Genomic DNA, 16,792 nt, shown 5'->3' with positions numbered 1-16,792 from the left:
AGTTCCGCGTGGTGACGCGGAGATGTCGGTCGCGGGTCGTACCGTGGAGGCATGGCCAGGAGCAGCACCAAGACCGAGCGCGCCTCGACGAGCGCCCCGTCGCGCCCCAAGCGGCAGGCGGCTCCGAAGGCGCAGCCCGCACCCAAGAAGTACATCGACGAGGCGGACAAGCCGCCCGTCGCCGCGCGCGCATGGAACGGGCTCGCGCACGGCGTCGGCGGACTCTTCCGGGCCTTCGGGCCGGAGACGCTGCAGAAGGACGACCGCAGGGACGGATTCCCGTTCCTGCTGGTGATCCTGGCGGCGCTCGGTGCCGTCAACGAGTGGTTCTTCATCGGCAACGAGGTCGCGGCGAACATCAGCGCCTACTCGGTGGGGCTCTTCGTCGGTCGGGTGGCCTTCATCATGCCGGTGCTGCTGCTCCTCCTGGCGGGATGGCTGTTCCGGCACCCGTCGTCCGTGCACGACAACGGGCGCATCGGGATCGGCTTCGGGATGTTCGTGCTCGCTCTGGCGGGCATCTTCCACGTCGCCGGCCCTCGTCCCCACCCGAACCAGGGCATGCCCGCGCTGAGCGAGTCGGGTGGTCTGCTCGGATGGCTCGTGGGGCAGCCCCTGACGTACCTGACCGACATTCCGGCGTACCTCATCCTCGGGCTGCTCGCCGCCCTGAGCATCCTCATCCTCACGAAGACGCCGCCGAACCGCATCGGTGCCCGCCTGGGAGACCTCTACGCGTGGATGTTCGACGCGGAGCGCCCGGAGAAGCCGGCGAAGGACACCGCGGCCGCGGTCGACGAGGCCGACAAGGTCGACGACCCGGACGTGCTGCCCTGGTGGCGACGCAACAAGACCGGTCGCGAGGAAGACCCCGACGAGGGCACGCTCGCGTCCGACGACATCACCGCGCTCCTGTCCACCACGGAGGCCACGCCGGCATACGACCAGGCCGTGACGGTGGCGAACCCGTACGACGCGGCGACCGAGGTGCTCAGCGACGTGCGCTCCGTGACGGACGCGCTCGCGGAGCAGCAGACGACCGCGCTGCTGGACGACGAGTCGGACACCGGCGAGATGCCGGAGCTGCCCGGACTGGACGGCTTCGGCACGGAGGGCCCCGGCGACCGCGGTCCGCAGGCCCCCGTGGCCCCCTACATCCTCCCGTCGCCGGGCGTGCTGTCCGAGGGACCGCCTTCGGTGGCCCGCTCGGAGGCGAACGACCGCATCGTCGAGCAGATCACCAGCGTCCTCGACCAGTTCAAGGTCGACGCCAAGGTCACCGGCTTCTCCCGCGGTCCGACGGTCACGCAGTACGAGGTCGAGGTCGGCCACGGCGTCAAGGTCGAGAAGATCCTGCAGCTCAGCAACAACTTCGCCTACGCGGTCGCCTCCAACGACGTGCGCATCCTCTCGCCGATCCCCGGCAAGAGCGCGATCGGCATCGAGATCCCGAACACCGACCGCGAGACGGTCGCCCTCGGCGACGTGCTGCGGTCGGCGGCCGCGCAGAAGAGCACGCACCCGCTCACGATCGGCGTCGGCAAGGACGTCGGCGGCAACTTCGTCGTCGCCAACCTCGCGAAGATGCCGCACCTCCTGGTGGCGGGCTCGACGGGGTCCGGTAAGTCCAGCTTCGTGAACTCGATGATCACCAGCCTGCTCATGCGGGCGCGCCCGTCCGACGTGCGCATGGTCCTCATCGACCCGAAGCGTGTGGAGCTGACGAGCTACGCCGGTGTCCCGCACCTGATCACCCCCATCATCACGAACCCGAAGAAGGCCGCCGAGGCGCTGCAGTGGGTCGTGAAGGAGATGGACATGCGGTACGACGACCTCGCGTCGTTCGGCTTCCGCCACATCGACGACTTCAACCGCGCCGTGCGTGCGGGCGAGGTGGAGGTGCCCCCGGGCAGCGAACGGGTGCTCAAGCCGTACCCGTACCTCCTCGTCGTGGTCGACGAGCTCGCGGACCTCATGATGGTCGCCCCGCGCGACGTCGAGGACTCGATCGTCCGCATCACGCAGCTCGCCCGAGCCTCCGGCATCCACCTGGTGCTCGCCACGCAGCGCCCGAGCGTCGACGTCGTCACCGGCCTCATCAAGGCGAACGTGCCGTCCCGTCTCGCGTTCGCGGTCACAAGCGTCACCGACAGCCGCGTGATCCTCGACAGCCCCGGCGCCGACAAGCTCATCGGACAGGGTGACGCGCTCTTCTCGCCCATGGGCTCGTCGAAGCCGTTCCGACTGCAGGGTGCGTGGGTCGACGAGAAGGAGATCGACGCGGTCGTCAAGCACGTCACGCGTCAGGCGCGTCCCGAGTACCGTGCCGACGTCCAGGAGGCGATGGAGCCGGCGAAGAAGAAGGAGGTCGACGAGGACATCGGCGACGACCTCGAGCTCCTGCTCGCGGCGGCCGAGCTCATCGTCTCCTCGCAGTTCGGATCGACGTCGATGCTGCAGCGCAAGCTGCGGGTCGGCTTCGCCAAGGCCGGACGCCTCATGGATCTCCTCGAGTCGCGCGAGGTCGTCGGCCCCTCGGAGGGTTCGAAGGCGCGCGATGTGCTCGCGACCCCCGAGCAGTTGCCGCAGGTCATGGCGAAGCTCCGCGGCGAAGACGTTCCGTCGGCTCCCGCGGCTCCGGCTGCGCCCGCCGCCGCAGCGGTGCCGCCGGCCGAACGGGACCCGTTGGAGGCGCAGTACGACGGCCTGCCGGTCGTCGAAGCGGAGGGCGACGAAGACGCCTGGGGACTGACGGGACGCGACTGATGGCGATCCCTCGGCAGCTCCCCAACGCCATCACGGTGGCGCGTATCCCGCTCGCCGTGGTGTTCTTCGTCCTCCTGCTCGTCGGCGGGACGTACGGCCTCGCCGATCTCACCGTGCGCTGGATCGCCGCCGTCCTCTTCATCGTCGCCATCTCGACCGACTGGGTCGACGGCTACCTCGCACGTCGCTACGACATCGTCAGCGACTTCGGCAAGCTCTGGGATCCGATCGCGGACAAGCTCCTCACCGGCGCCGGATTCGTCGGGTTGGCGATCCTGGGCGAGGTCTCCTGGTGGATCGTCGTGATCATCCTCGTCCGCGAGTGGGGGATCACCATCCACCGGCTGGTCGTCGCGAGCGAGCACGTTGTCGCGGCCGCCTGGATGGGCAAGATCAAGACGGCGTTCCAGGGCGTCGCCCTCGGCTGGGCTCTCGTGCCGCTGCACGTGTTCATCGGGCTCGGCCCGTGGACCGTCGTGACGACCGTCCTCATGGTCATCGTGCTCGTGCTCACCGTCGTCAGCGGGATCGACTACATCGTCGCGCAGGTGCGCGGCGCGCGTCAGAGCCGATGAGCGGCACGACGCCGGCCGAGGCTCTGGACGCTCTGCGTGAGCGCGGCTGGACCCTCGGTGTCGCGGAGTCGCTCACCGGCGGTGCGGTGTGCGCGGCGCTCGTCGCGGTTCCCGGCGCCTCCGCCGTGCTCCTCGGCGGCGTCGTCGCCTACGCCACCCCCGTCAAGCACACGCTGCTCGGCGTCGACACCGACCTGCTGGAGCAATATGGGCCGGTGCACCCGGAGGTCGCGCGGCAGATGGCTGCCGGAGTGCGCGAGGCCGTCGGGGTGGACGGTCTCCCCTCCGATGTCGGGGTGTCCACCACGGGGATCGCGGGCCCGGAGTCTCCGGATGGGCAGCCCGTGGGCACCGTCCACGTCGGCGTGGTCACCCCGACGGTGAGTCTGACCCGGCCGTTCCGCTTCGAGGGGGACCGCGACGCTGTGCGAGCACAGACGGTCGCGGCGGTCCTCGATGCGCTGGCCGCTGCGCTGCGGGAATAGCGACCCCCCGCGTCATGTTGATACGGATGTGCTCACATTTAAACCACAGAGTGCAAGGGTAGATTCTGTGCAAGCCAGGAGGACTAGACTGGCCGTCTCTTCGAGGGAGACCTCGATTCACGAACTGCGGAGGAGGTTCCGATGATTCTTGTACGACAGGAGATCGGCGACGTGCTGAGGGACTTCCGTCTGCAGAAGGGGCGGACGCTCCGGCAGGTCGCGAGCAAGGCATCTGTCGCTCTCGGTTACCTCAGCGAGGTCGAGCGCGGACAGAAGGAGGCCTCGAGCGAGATCCTCGCCTCGGTGGCGGAGGCGCTCGACGTCCCCATCTCCACGATCATGCGCGAGGTCGGGGACCGCATCTCGGTTCTCGAAGGCATCCAGGTCTTCCCGGACGTCGTTCCGGACGACCTGGTCGCGTCCGTGGAGCCCGAGCTCTCGCTCCGCTGACACTCGGAGATCACCCTGATGCGACGCAGTGAGTTCCTGCGCGCCGTCGACGCCGAGTTCCATGCCCGAGCCTCTTCGCTGGTGAATGACCTCGTACTCTCGGGCATGGGGGGACGAACGGCGCTCGAGGCTCTCGAAGCCGGGGTACCACCGCGCAACATCTGGCTCGCGCTCTGCGCCGACATGGATGTCCCGGAATCCCGTCGCCACGGCGTAGGGCGTCTGGAGCCGCGCGGCCGGTGACGGCGGCTTCCCGGGTGTGCGGAAGTCCGACACGCCGAACCGGCGTGTTGTCGAAAATGTGTTCGAACCGGGCGTAGTCTTCTGCACAAGTGGTCAGACGGTTCTGATCCCCACGATCCGCGGTTCCTTCGACGCAATGTCGGAGGCCCACCGTACCGTGAGGTCCAGGCTGAAAAGCCATACGCCTTGTCGGAGAGTTCCTTCCGCCGGAAGAGCCGCGACAGCCTACAGGCGGCAGCACACGCGCAGAAGGAGCACACCATGCCATCACCCGCCGACCGCGAGAAGTCCCTCGAGACCGCCCTCGCCCAGATCGACCGCCAGTTCGGAAAGGGCTCGGTCATGCGGCTGGGCAGCGATGAGCGTGCCCCTGTGGCCGTCATCCCCACCGGCTCCATCGCCCTCGACGTCGCCCTCGGCGTGGGAGGTCTGCCGCGTGGCCGCATCGTCGAGATCTACGGCCCGGAGTCCTCGGGTAAGACGACGCTGACGCTGCACGCCATCGCCAACGCCCAGCGGGCCGGCGGTATCGCGGCATTCATCGACGCGGAGCATGCGCTCGACCCCGACTACGCCGCGAAGCTCGGCGTCGACATCGACGCCCTTCTCGTCTCGCAGCCCGACACGGGTGAGCAGGCTCTCGAGATCGCCGACATGCTCGTGCGCTCCGGTGCCATCGACCTCATCGTCGTCGACTCGGTGGCGGCCCTGGTGCCGCGTGCGGAGATCGAGGGCGAGATGGGAGACTCCCACGTGGGTCTCCAGGCCCGCCTCATGTCGCAGGCGCTGCGGAAGCTCACCGGTGGTCTGAACCAGACGAACACGACGATGATCTTCATCAACCAGCTGCGCGAGAAGATCGGCGTGTTCTTCGGCTCCCCGGAGACCACTGCCGGTGGTAAGGCGCTGAAGTTCTACGCCTCCGTGCGTATGGACATCCGCCGCATCGAGACGCTCAAGGACGGCACGGACGCCGTGGGAAACCGCACCCGCGTCAAGATCGTCAAGAACAAGATGGCCCCGCCCTTCAAGCAGGCGGAGTTCGACATCCTCTACGGCGTCGGCATCTCCCGCGAGGGCAGCCTGATCGACTTCGGAGTCGAGCACGGCATCGTCAAGAAGTCGGGATCGTGGTACACCTACGACGGCGATCAGCTGGGCCAGGGCAAGGAGAACGCGCGCACGTTCCTGCTCAACAACGCCGACATCGCCTTGGCGATCGAGAGTCAGATCAAGCAGAAGCTCGGTATCGGCGGCCCGGCCGCGGCTCCGGGTGCTGATGAGCTGGCCGAGCGTCGCCCGGCCTGATGAGTGACCAGCGTGGGGGCGATTCCGAGCGGATCGCCCCCATCATCCCTCTCTTCGGCGGACCCACGCGTGCGGAGCATCCGGCCGGTGGCGGTGCAGACGAGTCGTCGTCCGCACCGCCTGCGCGGTCGGGGCCGCCCGCGGACGCGGCGGGACTCTGGCGGTCGACGTGGCACGAGCCCGCGTCGGCAGGGTCCCCGTCGGTCGACGACGGTTCTCCCAGCGCGCGGCACCCCGCCCGGGGTGCCGCGGCGCGGGCTGCTTCCCGGGGCGGGAAGACCACCACATTGCGCGCCGTCGGCGATACGTCCCGATCGCCCGGAGGGGGCGAGAGCACGGAGAACGGCCCCTCGACGGCGGAGATCCGAGCGACGGCGGAGGAGTCGTTGGTGCGGAAGCTCCGCACGCGGTCGCTGTCCATCTCCGAGGCCCGGCTGGTGTTGAAAGGGCACGGGCTTGCGACGGACGCCGTCGAAGACGTGATCGACGACTTCGTGCGTCGCGGATACCTCGACGACGCCGTGCTCGCCGAACTCCTCGTCACGTCCGGCGTCGAACGCAAGGGCCAGGGGCGGGTCGCGCTGTCTCGAGCGCTCGCGCAGCGGGGCATTCCTCGTGAGGTCATCGACGCCGCGCTCGATGAGCTGCCCGACGACGACGCGGAGCGGGCACTGGAGTTCGCCCGGACCAAAGCGCGTTCGATGGGACGCCTCGACTCCGACGCGGCGCTCCGCCGGTTGGTCGGGCAGCTGTCGCGCCGCGGGTACGGGGGATCGGTCGCCATGAACGCGGCGAAGACGGCGCTGCGGGAAGCCTCGTTCGGCGGGGGCGTCTCCGGCGTCCGGTTCGTGGATTCGGACTGACGGTTCGAACACGATCGGCTCTCGGTGACGCTCGTACAATGGGAGCATCATGACTATCCCCCGCAGTGAACCGACGATCATCAGCGCATCGTCGGCGGCCGTCGACGACGACGGGCGCCAGCGATCCTACGAAGTGCGCACCTTCGGCTGCCAGATGAACGTCCACGACTCCGAGCGTCTGTCCGGGTCCCTGGAGAGCGCCGGCTACATCCGCGCTGAGGCCGGAGCCGAGGCCGACGTGGTGATCATCAACACCTGCGCCGTCCGGGACAACGCCGCCGGGAAGCTCTACGGGACGCTCGGGCACCTGGCCGCCGTCAAGCGCCGCAAGGCCGGGATGCAGATCGCCGTCGGCGGCTGCCTGGCGCAGATGGACAAGCAGGCCGTGCTCGACAAGGCCCCCTGGGTCGACGTGGTCTTCGGCACGCACAACATGGGATCCTTGCCCGGCCTCCTCGAGCGCGCGCGCCACAACGGTGACGCCGAGCTCGAGATCCTCGAGTCCCTCGAGGTCTTCCCGTCGACGCTTCCCACCAAGCGCGACTCCGCACACAGCGGCTGGGTGTCGATCTCCGTCGGCTGCAACAACACCTGCACCTTCTGCATCGTCCCGAGCCTCCGGGGCAAGGAGAAGGACCGTCGCCCGGGCGACATCCTCAACGAGATCCGTCTGCTGGTGGAGGACGGCGCCATCGAGGTGACGCTCCTCGGGCAGAACGTGAACTCCTACGGGGTGGAGTTCGGGGATCGTCAGGCGTTCGGAAAGCTCCTCCGCGCCGCCGGCGAGATCGAGGGGCTCGAGCGCATCCGCTTCACGAGCCCGCATCCCGCCGCCTTCACGGACGACGTGATCGACGCGATGGCGGAGACGCCCGCCGTCATGCCGCAGCTCCACATGCCGCTGCAGTCGGGGAGCGACCGGATCCTCAAGGCGATGCGTCGCTCCTACCGCAGCGAGCGGTTCCTGGGCATCCTGGACCGCGTCCGCGAGCGCATCCCGCACGCGGCCATCACGACCGACATCATCGTCGGCTTCCCCGGCGAGACCGAGGAGGACTTCGAGGACACGATGCGCGTCGTCGAGCAGTCGCGCTTCTCCGGAGCCTTCACCTTCCAGTACTCGATCCGCGAAGGCACCCCTGCGGCCACGATGCCGGACCAGGTGCCCAAGGACGTCGTGCAGGCTCGCTACGACCGGCTGATCGCGCTCCAGGAGCGCATCTCGCTCGAGGAGAACCAGAAGCAGGTCGGCCGGGAGGTCGAGGTTCTCGTGTCCACGGGCGAAGGCAAGAAGGACACCGAGACGCGTCGCCTGACCGGGCGGGCGCAGGACAACCGGCTCGTGCACTTCGAGGTCACTCCCGGGTCCGAGCTGCCGCGCCCCGGTGATGTCGTCACGGTGACGGTGACGCACGCCGCGCCGTTCCACCTCCTCGCCGACGACCCGACCGGTGCCCCGCTCCGCATCCGCCGGACGCGTGGCGGGGACGCCTGGGATCGGGGACAGGCCGAGTCGTGCGCCGTGCCGGCACCGAGCGACGGCGCTCCGCGCGCCGTCTCCCTCGGCCTGCCGACCCTCCGCGTCGGAGTGTGACCGCGCCTCGGCTCTGGGCCGTCGTCGGCGCGACCGGCACGGGGAAGAGCGATCTGGCGCTCGATCTCGCCGAGGAGCTCCGGCGGCGCGGCAACCCGGCGGAGATCGTCAACGCCGACGCCATGCAGCTCTACCGCGGCATGGACATCGGCACCGCGAAGCTGTCGGTCGCCGAACGTCGCGGCATTCCGCACCACCTCTTCGACGCGCGAGAGGTGACGCAGGACGCTGCCGTGGCCTGGTATCAGCCGCTCGCACGAGAGGCGGTGCAGCAGATCCACGCGGCGGGAGGAGACGCGATCCTCGTCGGTGGATCGGGCCTCTACGTGTCGAGCGTCGTCTACGAGTTCCACTTCCCGCCCCGGGACCCCGCCATCCGCGAGCGTCTCGAACAGGAACTCGATCGCGAGGGCGTCGGGTCCCTGCTCCAGCGGTTGCGCGAGCGCGATCCGGAGGCCGCGGCCCGAGTGGACCCGCGCAACGGGAGACGCGTGATCCGCGCGCTCGAGATCATCGAGCAGGGGAGCGCGACGCATGGTGCCGTCCTCCCCGAGACGCCGACGCTCTGGTATCCGCACACGCGTCTGATCGGGCTGCACGTGGATCGGGGCGAACTCGTCGCCCGCCTCGATGCGCGCGTGCGTCGGATGTGGGAGCACGGCCTGGTGGCCGAGGTCGCCGGGCTGCGGGACCGCGGTCTGGAGCGGGGGACGACAGCCCCGCGGGCGATCGGATACGCGCAGGCGCTCGCACAGCTGGACGGACGCTCCACCGCCGAGGAGGCGATCGCCGAGACGCAGGCGCTCACGCGGCGCTACGCACGTCGGCAGGTGTCGTGGTTCAAGCGCTACCCGGAGCTGGAGTGGGTGACGCCACCCGTGGCCGTCGCCGACCTGCTGCGGGACTGACCGCGATGTCGGTGGCTCGTGCGAGCATGCGCGTATGGCCACTCACTACTTCACCGCGTCCAGCCTGGACGGCTTCATCGCCACTGCCGAGCACTCCCTGGACTGGCTGCTGAGCCAGGACATCGACCTGGAGGGTCCGATGGCGTACCCCGCTTTTGAGAAGAGCATCGGTGCGCTGGTGATGGGGGCATCCACGTTCGAGTGGGTCATGCGCCATGAGGAGGGCCGCTGGACGTACACGCAGCCCACGTGGGTGCTGTCGCATCGTGACCTTGCGGTGCCGGCCGGGGCCGATGTCCGGGTGACGAGTGCCGACATCCGCGACGTGCACAGCGCGATGCTCGACGCCGCGGGTGGCAAGGATCTTTGGGTGGTCGGCGGGGGAGACCTCGCCGGGCAGTTCGCCGACGCGGGGCTGCTGGACGAGGTCTGGGTGCAGTACGCACCGGTGACCCTCGGGAGCGGCGCCCCGCTGTTGCCGCGGCGGCTCGATCTGGAACTGATCGAGGTGGCTCGCAACCGCAGCTTCCTCTGCGGGCGCTATCGCGTCGCACGGCCGGGCGCAGGGTCGTCGGCTCCCTAGACTGGTCCCATGGTCGCATTCACCAAGGGGCACGGTACCGGCAACGACTTCATCATCATCGCCGACCCCGACGGGCAGCTGGAGTTGACGGCGGAGCAGGTCGCCGTGCTCTGCGATCGCCACTTCGGCATCGGCGCGGACGGCGTGCTGCGCGTCGTGCGCTCGTCCGCGATCCCGGAGGGTGCAGCCGCCCTGGCAGAAGAGCCGGATGCCGAATGGTTCATGGACTATCGCAACGCCGACGGCTCCGTCGCGGAGATGTGCGGGAACGGGATCCGGGTCTTCGCCCACTACCTCGTCCGCTCGGGTCTCGCGGCGATCGAGCCCGGCAGCACGCTCCCGATCGGCACCAGAGCCGGCGTCCGTGACGTCACCCGCAGCGTGAGCGGCTATCAGGTCGACCTCGGCGCGTGGAAGCTGTCGGGAGACGACCCGCTGGTGCGCGCGGACGGGCTGACCGTCACCCGTCCGGGACTGGGCATCGACGTCGGGAACCCGCACGTCGTGGTGGCACTGGCCTCGGACGCGGAACTCGGACTGCTGGAACTCACCCGCACGCCGGAGCTGGAGCCGGCTCCGCCCGCGGGAGCCAACGTCGAGTTCGTGGTGCCCGGTGAGCCCCTCGTGCGCGACGGCATCGGGCACGTGCGGATGCGTGTCTTCGAGCGCGGCGTCGGCGAGACACTGAGCTGCGGGACGGGTGTCGCCGCCACGGCTCTCGCTGTGCGCTACTGGGCCGGCGCACAGGCCCCCGACAACTGGCAGGTCGAGGTTCCCGGCGGCACGCTCGGAGTTCGCATGTTCCCCGCCGAAGACGGGGAGCACGTCGCCCTGTCCGGGCCCGCGCAGCTCGTCTATCAGGGTGAGGTCGACCTCGTCTGAGGTCGCGGGGCGGACCTCTCAGACGAGGTCGATGGGCTCCGTCGGCGGTGTTCCGTGCTTGCGCACCTTGAGGATGCGGTACCCCTTGCCGGTCGCCGTCCGGAAGACGCTGTAGCCGGGCTGGAAGGTCGCCGCGATCCAGCGCTGCAGGGAGTCGGCGCCGAGGTTCCGCTGGACGACGAGCCACGCATCGCTGCGCTCGTCGAGCCTCGGGATCCACTTCTCGAGCAGACCGTGCAGCTCGTTCTTCCCCACCCGGATCGGGGGATTGGATCGGATCGTGCGGAAGGTCACGTCGGCGGGAACATCTTGGGGCAGTGCGGCGTTGACATTGGTGAGGCCGAGGGCTGCGGCGTTGCGACGCACGAGGTCCAGAGCCCGCTCGTTCACATCGACCGCCCAGACGGTCGCGTGCGGAGCGGCCAGCGCCATCGACAGGGAGATCGGCCCCCACCCGCTGCCGAGGTCGAGAAGATGACCTCCCGGTGGAACCGGAGGCATGTTGGCGAGAAGCACTGCGGTGCCGGCGTCGAGTCGATCCGGGCTGAAGACGCCACCCGCGGTGGTCACTTCGAGCTCACGTCCTGCCAGGGATACGCGGATCTTGCGCAGGTTCTCGGGGCTAGCCGGGGCCGCAGTGAAGTAGTGGTCGGACCCCATACGGTGAGCGTACCGGACGGCGCGGGCTAAGGTTAAGGCTCGCGAGGAAACCAGAGACAGGAACGGATGACGGAGACGAAGACACCCTCCACCGACGACCAGACGGTCGACCGCGTGCTGGCGAACGCAGAGAAGCGCTCGGAGGTGCGGATGTTCGGCGCCGCGCAGGCGCTCCAGGACGAAGCGACGGCCGCGCACTCGACCGCGGACGGTGACCAGTGGGACCTCGAGGACCGGCATGCGCTGCGGCGTGTGGGCGGTCTGTCGACGGAGCTCGAAGACGTCACCGAGGTCGAGTATCGCCAGCTGCGGCTCGAGAACGTCGTGCTCGTCGGCGTGTATCCGCAGGGCGCCCAGGAGGACGCGGAGAACTCGTTGCGTGAGCTCGCCGCGCTCGCGGAGACGGCAGGCGCCGTCGTGCTCGACGGCGTGCTGCAGCGCCGTCCGCACCCGGACGCCGCCACCTACCTGGGACGCGGCAAAGCGCAGGAGTTGAAGGATATCGTCGCCGCCGTCGGCGCCGACACCGTGATCGCCGACACCGAGCTGGCCCCCAGCCAGCGACGTGCGCTCGAAGACGTCGTGAAGGTCAAGGTGATCGACCGGACCACCGTGATCCTCGACATCTTCAGCCAGCACGCCAAGAGCCGAGAGGGCAAGGCCCAGGTCGAGCTCGCGCAGCTCGAGTACCTGCTGCCGCGCCTGCGCGGCTGGGGTGAGTCGATGAGCCGCCAAGCCGGTGGACAGGTCGGTGCCGGAGGCGCGGGCATGGGCTCGCGCGGACCCGGTGAGACGAAGATCGAGCTCGACCGCCGACGCATCCGGACGAAGATGGCGCTCCTGCGCAAGCAGATCCGCGACTTCGCGCCCGCGCGCGAGGCGAAGCGGGCCGAACGCAAGCGCAACACAATCCCCTCCGTCGCCATCGCCGGGTACACGAACGCCGGGAAGTCGAGTCTGCTCAACGCGCTGACGAGCGCGGGCGTGCTCGTGGAGAACGCGCTGTTCGCGACCCTCGATGCGACCGTTCGTCGGTCCGAGACCGAAGACGGCCGGGTGTACACGCTCACCGACACGGTGGGATTCGTGCGCAACCTGCCGCACCAGCTCGTCGAAGCCTTCCGCTCCACGTTGGAGGAGGTCGGTGACGCGGACGTCGTGCTGCACGTGGTCGACGGCTCGCACCCCGACCCGGCCGGCCAGCTGCAGACCGTGCGCGACGTGATGGGCGATGTGGGCGTGCGCGACATGCCGGAGATCGTCGTCTTCAACAAGGCCGACCTCATCCCCGAGGACGAGCGGCTCGTGCTGCGCGGCCTGGAGCCGCAGGCGCACTTCGTCTCGTCACGGTCCGGCGAGGGCATCGTCGAACTCCGCGCGGCGATCGAGGAGGCGCTGCCGAAGCCGGCCGTCGAACTCCACGCCGTGATCCCGTACGACCGCGGTGACCTCGTCGCGGCGATCCATGAGACCGGGATGCTGCTGTCCGTCGAGCACCAGGAGGCAGGGACCGCGGTGCACGCGCACGTGTCCGAGCGTCTCGCCGCGGACCTCGCGGCCTACGTCGTCAGCGACTGACGGCGGAGGCTCAGCGAGCGAGGAAGCGCGCCTCGACGGTCGCCGTGAGGACGATGTCCTGCGGCTCGTACTCCATGGCCGGCGCGGTGTCGGCCGCGAAAGCGACGGCACCGCGCGCCTTCCCCAGCGGTGTGCCGGGCGTCGGCGCCGTGGCGGAGAGCAGGCCGGTATCAGCGATCTCCAGCGGAGCCACGTCGGCGAGGCCGAGCGCGGCGGCGTAGGCCTCGGCTCTCGTCAAGGCCACGTGGACGGCCTGCGTGGCCACCTCTCGCTCCACGCGAACGCGGGTCTCGGGGGTGAGGTGCCAGTCGACACCGCCGACCTCGACGCCATCCCAGGCGGAGATGTCGGAGATCCAGACCGACAGTTCCGACGCCTCGGCGAAGGTCGCGGTGACGTCGATGCTCGCGTAGTAGACCGGGGCGAGACGCTTCCCGTCGGCGTTCCACGGGCGCTCCGCACGGACCGAGAGGCGGGTGCTGCTCCAGTCGAGAGCGGAGCCGGCTTCCACGCGGCCCACGATGCTGGTCCGCACGGGCTCGGCCAGGCGCATCACATGGTCGACGACCGCGGCGCGGTCCGGACCTTCCGCGCGGACCGCGACGCGGACGGTGGCGCGCTCCGGAGCCAGACGGGCCTCGTGCTCGCCGCGGACGGTGACAGTCACATCGCTCATGGCGCCGACTCTACGCGACGTTCACCGGCGGCGTGGAATGGCGACGCGGGCGGGAACGTTGTATCCTGTGATGCTCGGGTGCTCGTCGTCCGAGGCTGACAATTCCACAGTGTGACAGCGGCTCCTTCGAGAGAAGGACCACGGGGCTGATCGGTTTCGACAGCGCCTGTGAATCCACGAGAAGCGGGCCGAGGATGCAGAGTTATCTCGTAAACGCTCTCTGCAAAACAATAGTTGCCGAATCCAAGCGCAACGACTTCGCCCTCGCTGCCTAAGCGAGCCCGATAGTCCGTCAGACCGTATGTGATTCCGATACGGATCCTGGCGTCATCTAGGAATCTTGCTGCGTGACGGCGTCTGGACGTCACGTGGGACTCTTCCCAGGCTGGGCTTGTCGACTTAGGTGTCTGTGACAAAGGTCGGAGCCGAGCAGAACGCTTCCACAGACTGCGCCCGGAGAAGGCGTGGAGACTCAGCGTTGGACGGGGGTTCGATTCCCCCCAGCTCCACCAGGTCGCTGTCACACAGAACGAGGCCCGCCTCCCTGGTCATGTATCCGGGGAGGCGGGCTTCTTCGTGTCGGGGAACGGGCCGCAGAGACCCCCGCGGGGTCGGAACGTCGAGCTGGCTACGATGGGAAGATGTCGTCCGAACCCCGCCCGCCCGTGCGGAGCCGGCGCCGCACCGGCTGGCTCGTCGCGGTGATCGCGGTGGTGGTGGCAGCCGTGCTCCTCGTCGCCGCAGCGTGGGTGCTGGGGCGGAGGGGGGACCTCGTCACGAACGTGACCATCGCGCTGAGCTATGTCGGCGACGACGGGCGGACGTACTCGTGTACCTACGACTACAGGACCCCGCACCGCGCGCCGATGCCCCCGGAGATCGCGGAAGAGATGAACGACCGCGATTGGTCTCAGACGGGCCAGCTCATCTACGAATGGGCGAAGACCCATCCGGCCGAGTCTTGGTCCACAGAGGACGAGCTTCCTGCCGACGACCCCGGATCGACCAGAGCAGACAGCTCGTGGGCACTCGCGCTCGACCGCTTCATCACCTTCCCACCGTGGACGATCGAGACCGCGGAGGGACCCGAGTACGCGCTCTGGTGGGAAGCCCGCCGGGGAAGCGACTGCGAAGACGGCCTGCGATAGGCTCCGCGGCTGGTGACCGCGGTCGACTATGCGGTCACCCAGCGGACGCCGTCGGCGTCGGGGGCGAAGCGGCGCCCGGCGTCCGTCTCCAGCTCCTCCATGAGCGGGATGATGACGCTCCACAGCGCCCAGTGCTCCGGCGTGCCTTCACCACCTTGTGCCCTCCCTTCCCACCGGGCGGCTGCCGGAAGCGGAACGCGGAAGCCGAACCGGGTCCCCGTCGAGTCGGTGACCTCTGCGCTCAGCGACCCCGCTCCGGCCGCCAACTGCGTCAGGGTGAAAACCCGGGGGACGATGAGTGTTCCCCGCCCACGGTCCCAGGCCTCGCGGACCGCCGTCAGGAACGGCCCCGCGATGATGTCGGTCGTCATCAGAAGTCTCCTTCCCCGATCGGCGGGACAGCGCCCGCCCGTTCGACTCCCTCATCGCGATGATCGCAGGCGGAGTGACCGGATGTCTGTCCCCTCTTCGGGGGACGCGACCGATGCGCGGTGCGCGTACGACCGAACCGGCGCGCGCGCAAGGGGGTCGGAGGCGACTGCGGTCGCGCGGTACCAAGGGGGTCCACGACGAAGGGAGACGCCATGCCGAAGGGCGATGTCGACACGTTCCACCAGGAAGGCGGCTGGTTCAATCGCGTCCAGGGCGAGGTGAACACGTTCAGCGGGCCGCATGACACGAAGGACGAGGCGGTCGCCGTCGGGCGGGAGACGGCTCGGGCGCGTCAGGTCGAGCACCTCATCCGACGGGAGGACGGCACGATCGGGGAGCGGAACAGCTACGGCAACGACCCGAGGGACGTCCGCGGCTGAGACGCGGGTGGGGAGGCGCGGCATGACGGCCCTGGTGGCGGAGTCGGGCGAGGCCTACCATTCGCACATGGGGTTCATCATGTACGACAGCACGAGCCAGCTCCACATCGAGGACCGCGCGCTCGCGCACCTCAAGGTCGTGATCGCGACGAAGCTCCGACGCAACGAGAGCCTCACGGTGTCGTGGACCCACCCCGAGGGCGATGCGTACGGACGCTCCACGATCTGGCTGCATCCGTCGATCCCGCTGCGCTTCACGTTCGAAGGGCGGGAGCCGCCCAAGCTGAACCCGAAGTGGATCGACGACCTCATGCAATCGGCGAACTCCACCGGAGGCACCACGCTCGTCGACGAGATCGTCCAGGGCTCCACGACCGAGTGACAGCGAAGGAGCCCCACCTCGTGCGAGGCGGGGCTCCTGGCATCCGGACGAGCGGCTCAGTGCGAGCGGTCCGGGTCGTCGGCGCGCACGTCGTCGCCGTCGTCGTCCGATCCGTCCGTGGGCGGAACGGTGCGCGGCTCGCCCTTGTTGTCCTCGGCGCCGAGGTTGTCGTTCTCCTCGGGGCCGGGGGAGGGCTCGGTGCTGATGTCGTTGCGGTCGCTGTCGTTACCCATGCGCATTCCTTTCCTCGACGGATGTCACCAGCCTCGTCCGTCTGCGGCCTCAGGCCCAGCGGCTTGACAACACCAGCCCGAGTGGTGTGCGGCGTCAGTGCTGTCCCTCGATGAGGAGGAGTCCCTGCTTCGTGTCGGCGACCTTCACCCAGCCGTCCCCGAAGAGATACGTCATGCCGTACCCGTCCTCGTCCGTGCTCATGGCGAACTGCGGGTCCTCGGTGACGTACGTGCCCTGAGCGTCTTCCTCGCTCCGCCACCCCTCCTCCTCGAGGCCCGCCTGTGCGCGCTCCGCCTCCTCGGCGGACAAGGGGGACCAGCCGTACATCTGACCGTGGTCCGAGGGCACGCTGAAGTCCGCCCAGAAGCAGAGGAGTCCCTGCGTCAGCTCGACGTCCCCGACGCGGAACTCGCGTGGCTCTGCCGTCCAGCCGGCGTCGGTGAGGGCCGCGACGGTGCCTTCGGAGATCATCGACTCGCACGTGAGCTCGTCCCCGCCCGGTGTCGCGCTCGCGCCGCCGTCTCCCGTGGGGGCAGCCGAGCCCGGCGCCGACGGCTCAGGGGGGCCGCCACCCGTGCACGCCGTCAGGGCGGCTCCCGCGAGCACGAGACCGGTCAGGATCGCGAGTCGTCGGGTGGTCATCGT

Annotated in this window: 20 protein-coding genes and 1 other RNA gene; 16 read left to right on the top strand and 5 right to left on the bottom strand. The window is 69.2% G+C overall.

What is annotated here, in order from left to right; all coding sequences use genetic code 11:
- The first annotated feature begins 51 nt into the window (after positions 1-51).
- The 11 genes from BV453_RS15580 (at position 52) to dapF (ending at position 10,657) form a co-directional block, all read left to right on the top strand.
- Positions 52-2,766 (top strand): DNA translocase FtsK, encoded by a 2,715-nt coding sequence (locus tag BV453_RS15580; RefSeq protein ID WP_102209870.1) that lies wholly within the window; start codon positions 52-54, stop codon positions 2,764-2,766.
- Positions 2,766-3,341: a CDP-diacylglycerol--glycerol-3-phosphate 3-phosphatidyltransferase gene (gene pgsA, locus BV453_RS15575; protein ID WP_249522003.1), complete on the top strand. Its 576-nt coding sequence runs from the start codon at positions 2,766-2,768 to the stop codon at positions 3,339-3,341. The genes BV453_RS15580 and pgsA overlap by 1 nt, the downstream gene beginning before the upstream one ends.
- Positions 3,338-3,826, top strand: a complete 489-nt coding sequence (locus BV453_RS15570; RefSeq protein ID WP_249522001.1) for a CinA family protein — start codon at positions 3,338-3,340, stop codon at positions 3,824-3,826. The genes pgsA and BV453_RS15570 overlap by 4 nt, the downstream gene beginning before the upstream one ends.
- Positions 3,827-3,967: 141 nt before the next feature.
- Positions 3,968-4,276, top strand: coding sequence for a helix-turn-helix domain-containing protein (locus tag BV453_RS15565; protein ID WP_025103227.1), 309 nt, complete (start codon positions 3,968-3,970; stop codon positions 4,274-4,276).
- Positions 4,277-4,294: 18 nt separating this feature from the next.
- Positions 4,295-4,519: a DUF3046 domain-containing protein gene (locus tag BV453_RS15560; protein WP_249522000.1), complete on the top strand. Its 225-nt coding sequence runs from the start codon at positions 4,295-4,297 to the stop codon at positions 4,517-4,519.
- A gap of 261 nt (positions 4,520-4,780) precedes the next feature.
- Positions 4,781-5,827: a recombinase RecA gene (gene recA, locus BV453_RS15555; protein ID WP_025103229.1), complete on the top strand. Its 1,047-nt coding sequence runs from the start codon at positions 4,781-4,783 to the stop codon at positions 5,825-5,827.
- Between the two features lie 389 nt (positions 5,828-6,216).
- Positions 6,217-6,690: a regulatory protein RecX gene (locus tag BV453_RS16795; protein WP_249521998.1), complete on the top strand. Its 474-nt coding sequence runs from the start codon at positions 6,217-6,219 to the stop codon at positions 6,688-6,690.
- Positions 6,691-6,739: 49 nt separating this feature from the next.
- Positions 6,740-8,284 (top strand): tRNA (N6-isopentenyl adenosine(37)-C2)-methylthiotransferase MiaB, encoded by a 1,545-nt coding sequence (miaB, locus tag BV453_RS15545; RefSeq protein WP_060921069.1) that lies wholly within the window; start codon positions 6,740-6,742, stop codon positions 8,282-8,284.
- Positions 8,281-9,192 carry a tRNA (adenosine(37)-N6)-dimethylallyltransferase MiaA gene (miaA, locus tag BV453_RS15540; protein WP_249521997.1) on the top strand — a complete coding sequence of 304 codons (912 nt, stop codon included), beginning with the start codon at positions 8,281-8,283 and terminating at the stop codon, positions 9,190-9,192. The genes miaB and miaA overlap by 4 nt, the downstream gene beginning before the upstream one ends.
- A gap of 34 nt (positions 9,193-9,226) precedes the next feature.
- Positions 9,227-9,775, top strand: a complete 549-nt coding sequence (locus BV453_RS15535) for a dihydrofolate reductase family protein (RefSeq protein ID WP_249521996.1) — start codon at positions 9,227-9,229, stop codon at positions 9,773-9,775.
- A 9-nt stretch (positions 9,776-9,784) separates the two neighbouring features.
- Positions 9,785-10,657 carry a diaminopimelate epimerase gene (dapF, locus tag BV453_RS15530; protein ID WP_085607334.1) on the top strand — a complete coding sequence of 291 codons (873 nt, stop codon included), beginning with the start codon at positions 9,785-9,787 and terminating at the stop codon, positions 10,655-10,657.
- Between the two features lie 18 nt (positions 10,658-10,675).
- Here dapF and BV453_RS15525 read toward each other — a convergent pair whose 3' ends face one another.
- A complete protein-coding gene (locus BV453_RS15525; protein ID WP_025103235.1) occupies positions 10,676-11,317 on the bottom strand; it encodes a class I SAM-dependent methyltransferase in 642 nt (213 codons plus the stop codon).
- Positions 11,318-11,383: 66 nt separating this feature from the next.
- On the opposite strand from BV453_RS15525, the gene hflX reads away from it, so the two are divergent.
- Entirely contained in the window at positions 11,384-12,895 is a 1,512-nt protein-coding gene (hflX, locus tag BV453_RS15520) for a GTPase HflX (RefSeq protein ID WP_126893028.1), read from the top strand.
- Positions 12,896-12,905: 10 nt separating this feature from the next.
- Here hflX and BV453_RS15515 read toward each other — a convergent pair whose 3' ends face one another.
- Positions 12,906-13,571, bottom strand: coding sequence for an SIMPL domain-containing protein (locus BV453_RS15515; RefSeq protein WP_249521995.1), 666 nt, complete (start codon positions 13,569-13,571; stop codon positions 12,906-12,908).
- Between the two features lie 142 nt (positions 13,572-13,713).
- On the opposite strand from BV453_RS15515, the gene ssrA reads away from it, so the two are divergent.
- Together ssrA and BV453_RS15505 are read left to right on the top strand one after the other, a co-directional pair.
- Positions 13,714-14,083: a transfer-messenger RNA gene (ssrA, locus tag BV453_RS15510) on the top strand.
- 129 nt (positions 14,084-14,212) lie between these two features.
- The gene (locus tag BV453_RS15505; RefSeq protein WP_249521994.1) at positions 14,213-14,719 is read left to right on the top strand and encodes a hypothetical protein; all 507 of its coding nucleotides are present in this window, start codon (positions 14,213-14,215) and stop codon (positions 14,717-14,719) included.
- A 26-nt stretch (positions 14,720-14,745) separates the two neighbouring features.
- Here BV453_RS15505 and BV453_RS15500 read toward each other — a convergent pair whose 3' ends face one another.
- On the bottom strand, positions 14,746-15,090 hold the full coding sequence (locus tag BV453_RS15500; protein ID WP_249521993.1) for a hypothetical protein: 345 nt from the start codon (positions 15,088-15,090) through the stop codon (positions 14,746-14,748).
- 213 nt (positions 15,091-15,303) lie between these two features.
- Here BV453_RS15500 and BV453_RS15495 point away from each other — a divergent pair, with 213 nt between their 5' ends.
- Both BV453_RS15495 and BV453_RS15490 read left to right on the top strand, forming a co-directional pair.
- Positions 15,304-15,531, top strand: coding sequence for a DUF2188 domain-containing protein (locus BV453_RS15495; RefSeq protein ID WP_062634870.1), 228 nt, complete (start codon positions 15,304-15,306; stop codon positions 15,529-15,531).
- Positions 15,532-15,598: 67 nt separating this feature from the next.
- Positions 15,599-15,913 (top strand): hypothetical protein, encoded by a 315-nt coding sequence (locus BV453_RS15490; protein WP_249522087.1) that lies wholly within the window; start codon positions 15,599-15,601, stop codon positions 15,911-15,913.
- Between the two features lie 56 nt (positions 15,914-15,969).
- Here the strand turns inward: BV453_RS15490 and BV453_RS15485 are convergent, their stop codons facing one another.
- Both BV453_RS15485 and BV453_RS15480 read right to left on the bottom strand, forming a co-directional pair.
- Positions 15,970-16,146 carry a hypothetical protein gene (locus BV453_RS15485; RefSeq protein WP_172400131.1) on the bottom strand — a complete coding sequence of 59 codons (177 nt, stop codon included), beginning with the start codon at positions 16,144-16,146 and terminating at the stop codon, positions 15,970-15,972.
- 94 nt (positions 16,147-16,240) lie between these two features.
- Entirely contained in the window at positions 16,241-16,789 is a 549-nt protein-coding gene (locus BV453_RS15480; RefSeq protein ID WP_249521992.1) for a hypothetical protein, read from the bottom strand.
- Between the last annotated feature and the right edge of the window lie 3 nt (positions 16,790-16,792).

Source organism: Microbacterium sp. ER1 (genome assembly GCF_023383675.1).
GTDB lineage: Bacteria > Actinomycetota > Actinomycetes > Actinomycetales > Microbacteriaceae > Microbacterium.
Note: the sequence above shows the minus strand (reverse complement) of the source record. Positions and strands in the feature narration are given on the sequence as shown.

What these genes read in the sequence shown, in the direction of transcription:
- dapF (WP_085607334.1), top strand. Translation starts at nt 9,785, where the DNA reads ATGGTCGCATTCACCAAGGGGCACGGTACCGGCAACGACTTCATCATC.
- BV453_RS15500 (WP_249521993.1), bottom strand. Translation starts at nt 15,090, where the DNA reads ATGACGACCGACATCATCGCGGGGCCGTTCCTGACGGCGGTCCGCGAG.
- BV453_RS15505 (WP_249521994.1), top strand. Translation starts at nt 14,213, where the DNA reads ATGTCGTCCGAACCCCGCCCGCCCGTGCGGAGCCGGCGCCGCACCGGC.
- miaB (WP_060921069.1), top strand. Translation starts at nt 6,740, where the DNA reads ATGACTATCCCCCGCAGTGAACCGACGATCATCAGCGCATCGTCGGCG.
- hflX (WP_126893028.1), top strand. Translation starts at nt 11,384, where the DNA reads ATGACGGAGACGAAGACACCCTCCACCGACGACCAGACGGTCGACCGC.
- BV453_RS15565 (WP_025103227.1), top strand. Translation starts at nt 3,968, where the DNA reads ATGATTCTTGTACGACAGGAGATCGGCGACGTGCTGAGGGACTTCCGT.
- BV453_RS15570 (WP_249522001.1), top strand. Translation starts at nt 3,338, where the DNA reads ATGAGCGGCACGACGCCGGCCGAGGCTCTGGACGCTCTGCGTGAGCGC.
- BV453_RS15480 (WP_249521992.1), bottom strand. Translation starts at nt 16,789, where the DNA reads ATGACCACCCGACGACTCGCGATCCTGACCGGTCTCGTGCTCGCGGGA.
- BV453_RS15515 (WP_249521995.1), bottom strand. Translation starts at nt 13,571, where the DNA reads ATGAGCGATGTGACTGTCACCGTCCGCGGCGAGCACGAGGCCCGTCTG.
- BV453_RS15580 (WP_102209870.1), top strand. Translation starts at nt 52, where the DNA reads ATGGCCAGGAGCAGCACCAAGACCGAGCGCGCCTCGACGAGCGCCCCG.
- BV453_RS15485 (WP_172400131.1), bottom strand. Translation starts at nt 16,146, where the DNA reads ATGGGTAACGACAGCGACCGCAACGACATCAGCACCGAGCCCTCCCCC.
- BV453_RS15525 (WP_025103235.1), bottom strand. Translation starts at nt 11,317, where the DNA reads ATGGGGTCCGACCACTACTTCACTGCGGCCCCGGCTAGCCCCGAGAAC.
- BV453_RS15490 (WP_249522087.1), top strand. Translation starts at nt 15,599, where the DNA reads ATGGGGTTCATCATGTACGACAGCACGAGCCAGCTCCACATCGAGGAC.
- BV453_RS15560 (WP_249522000.1), top strand. Translation starts at nt 4,295, where the DNA reads ATGCGACGCAGTGAGTTCCTGCGCGCCGTCGACGCCGAGTTCCATGCC.
- recA (WP_025103229.1), top strand. Translation starts at nt 4,781, where the DNA reads ATGCCATCACCCGCCGACCGCGAGAAGTCCCTCGAGACCGCCCTCGCC.
- pgsA (WP_249522003.1), top strand. Translation starts at nt 2,766, where the DNA reads ATGGCGATCCCTCGGCAGCTCCCCAACGCCATCACGGTGGCGCGTATC.
- BV453_RS15495 (WP_062634870.1), top strand. Translation starts at nt 15,304, where the DNA reads ATGCCGAAGGGCGATGTCGACACGTTCCACCAGGAAGGCGGCTGGTTC.
- BV453_RS15535 (WP_249521996.1), top strand. Translation starts at nt 9,227, where the DNA reads ATGGCCACTCACTACTTCACCGCGTCCAGCCTGGACGGCTTCATCGCC.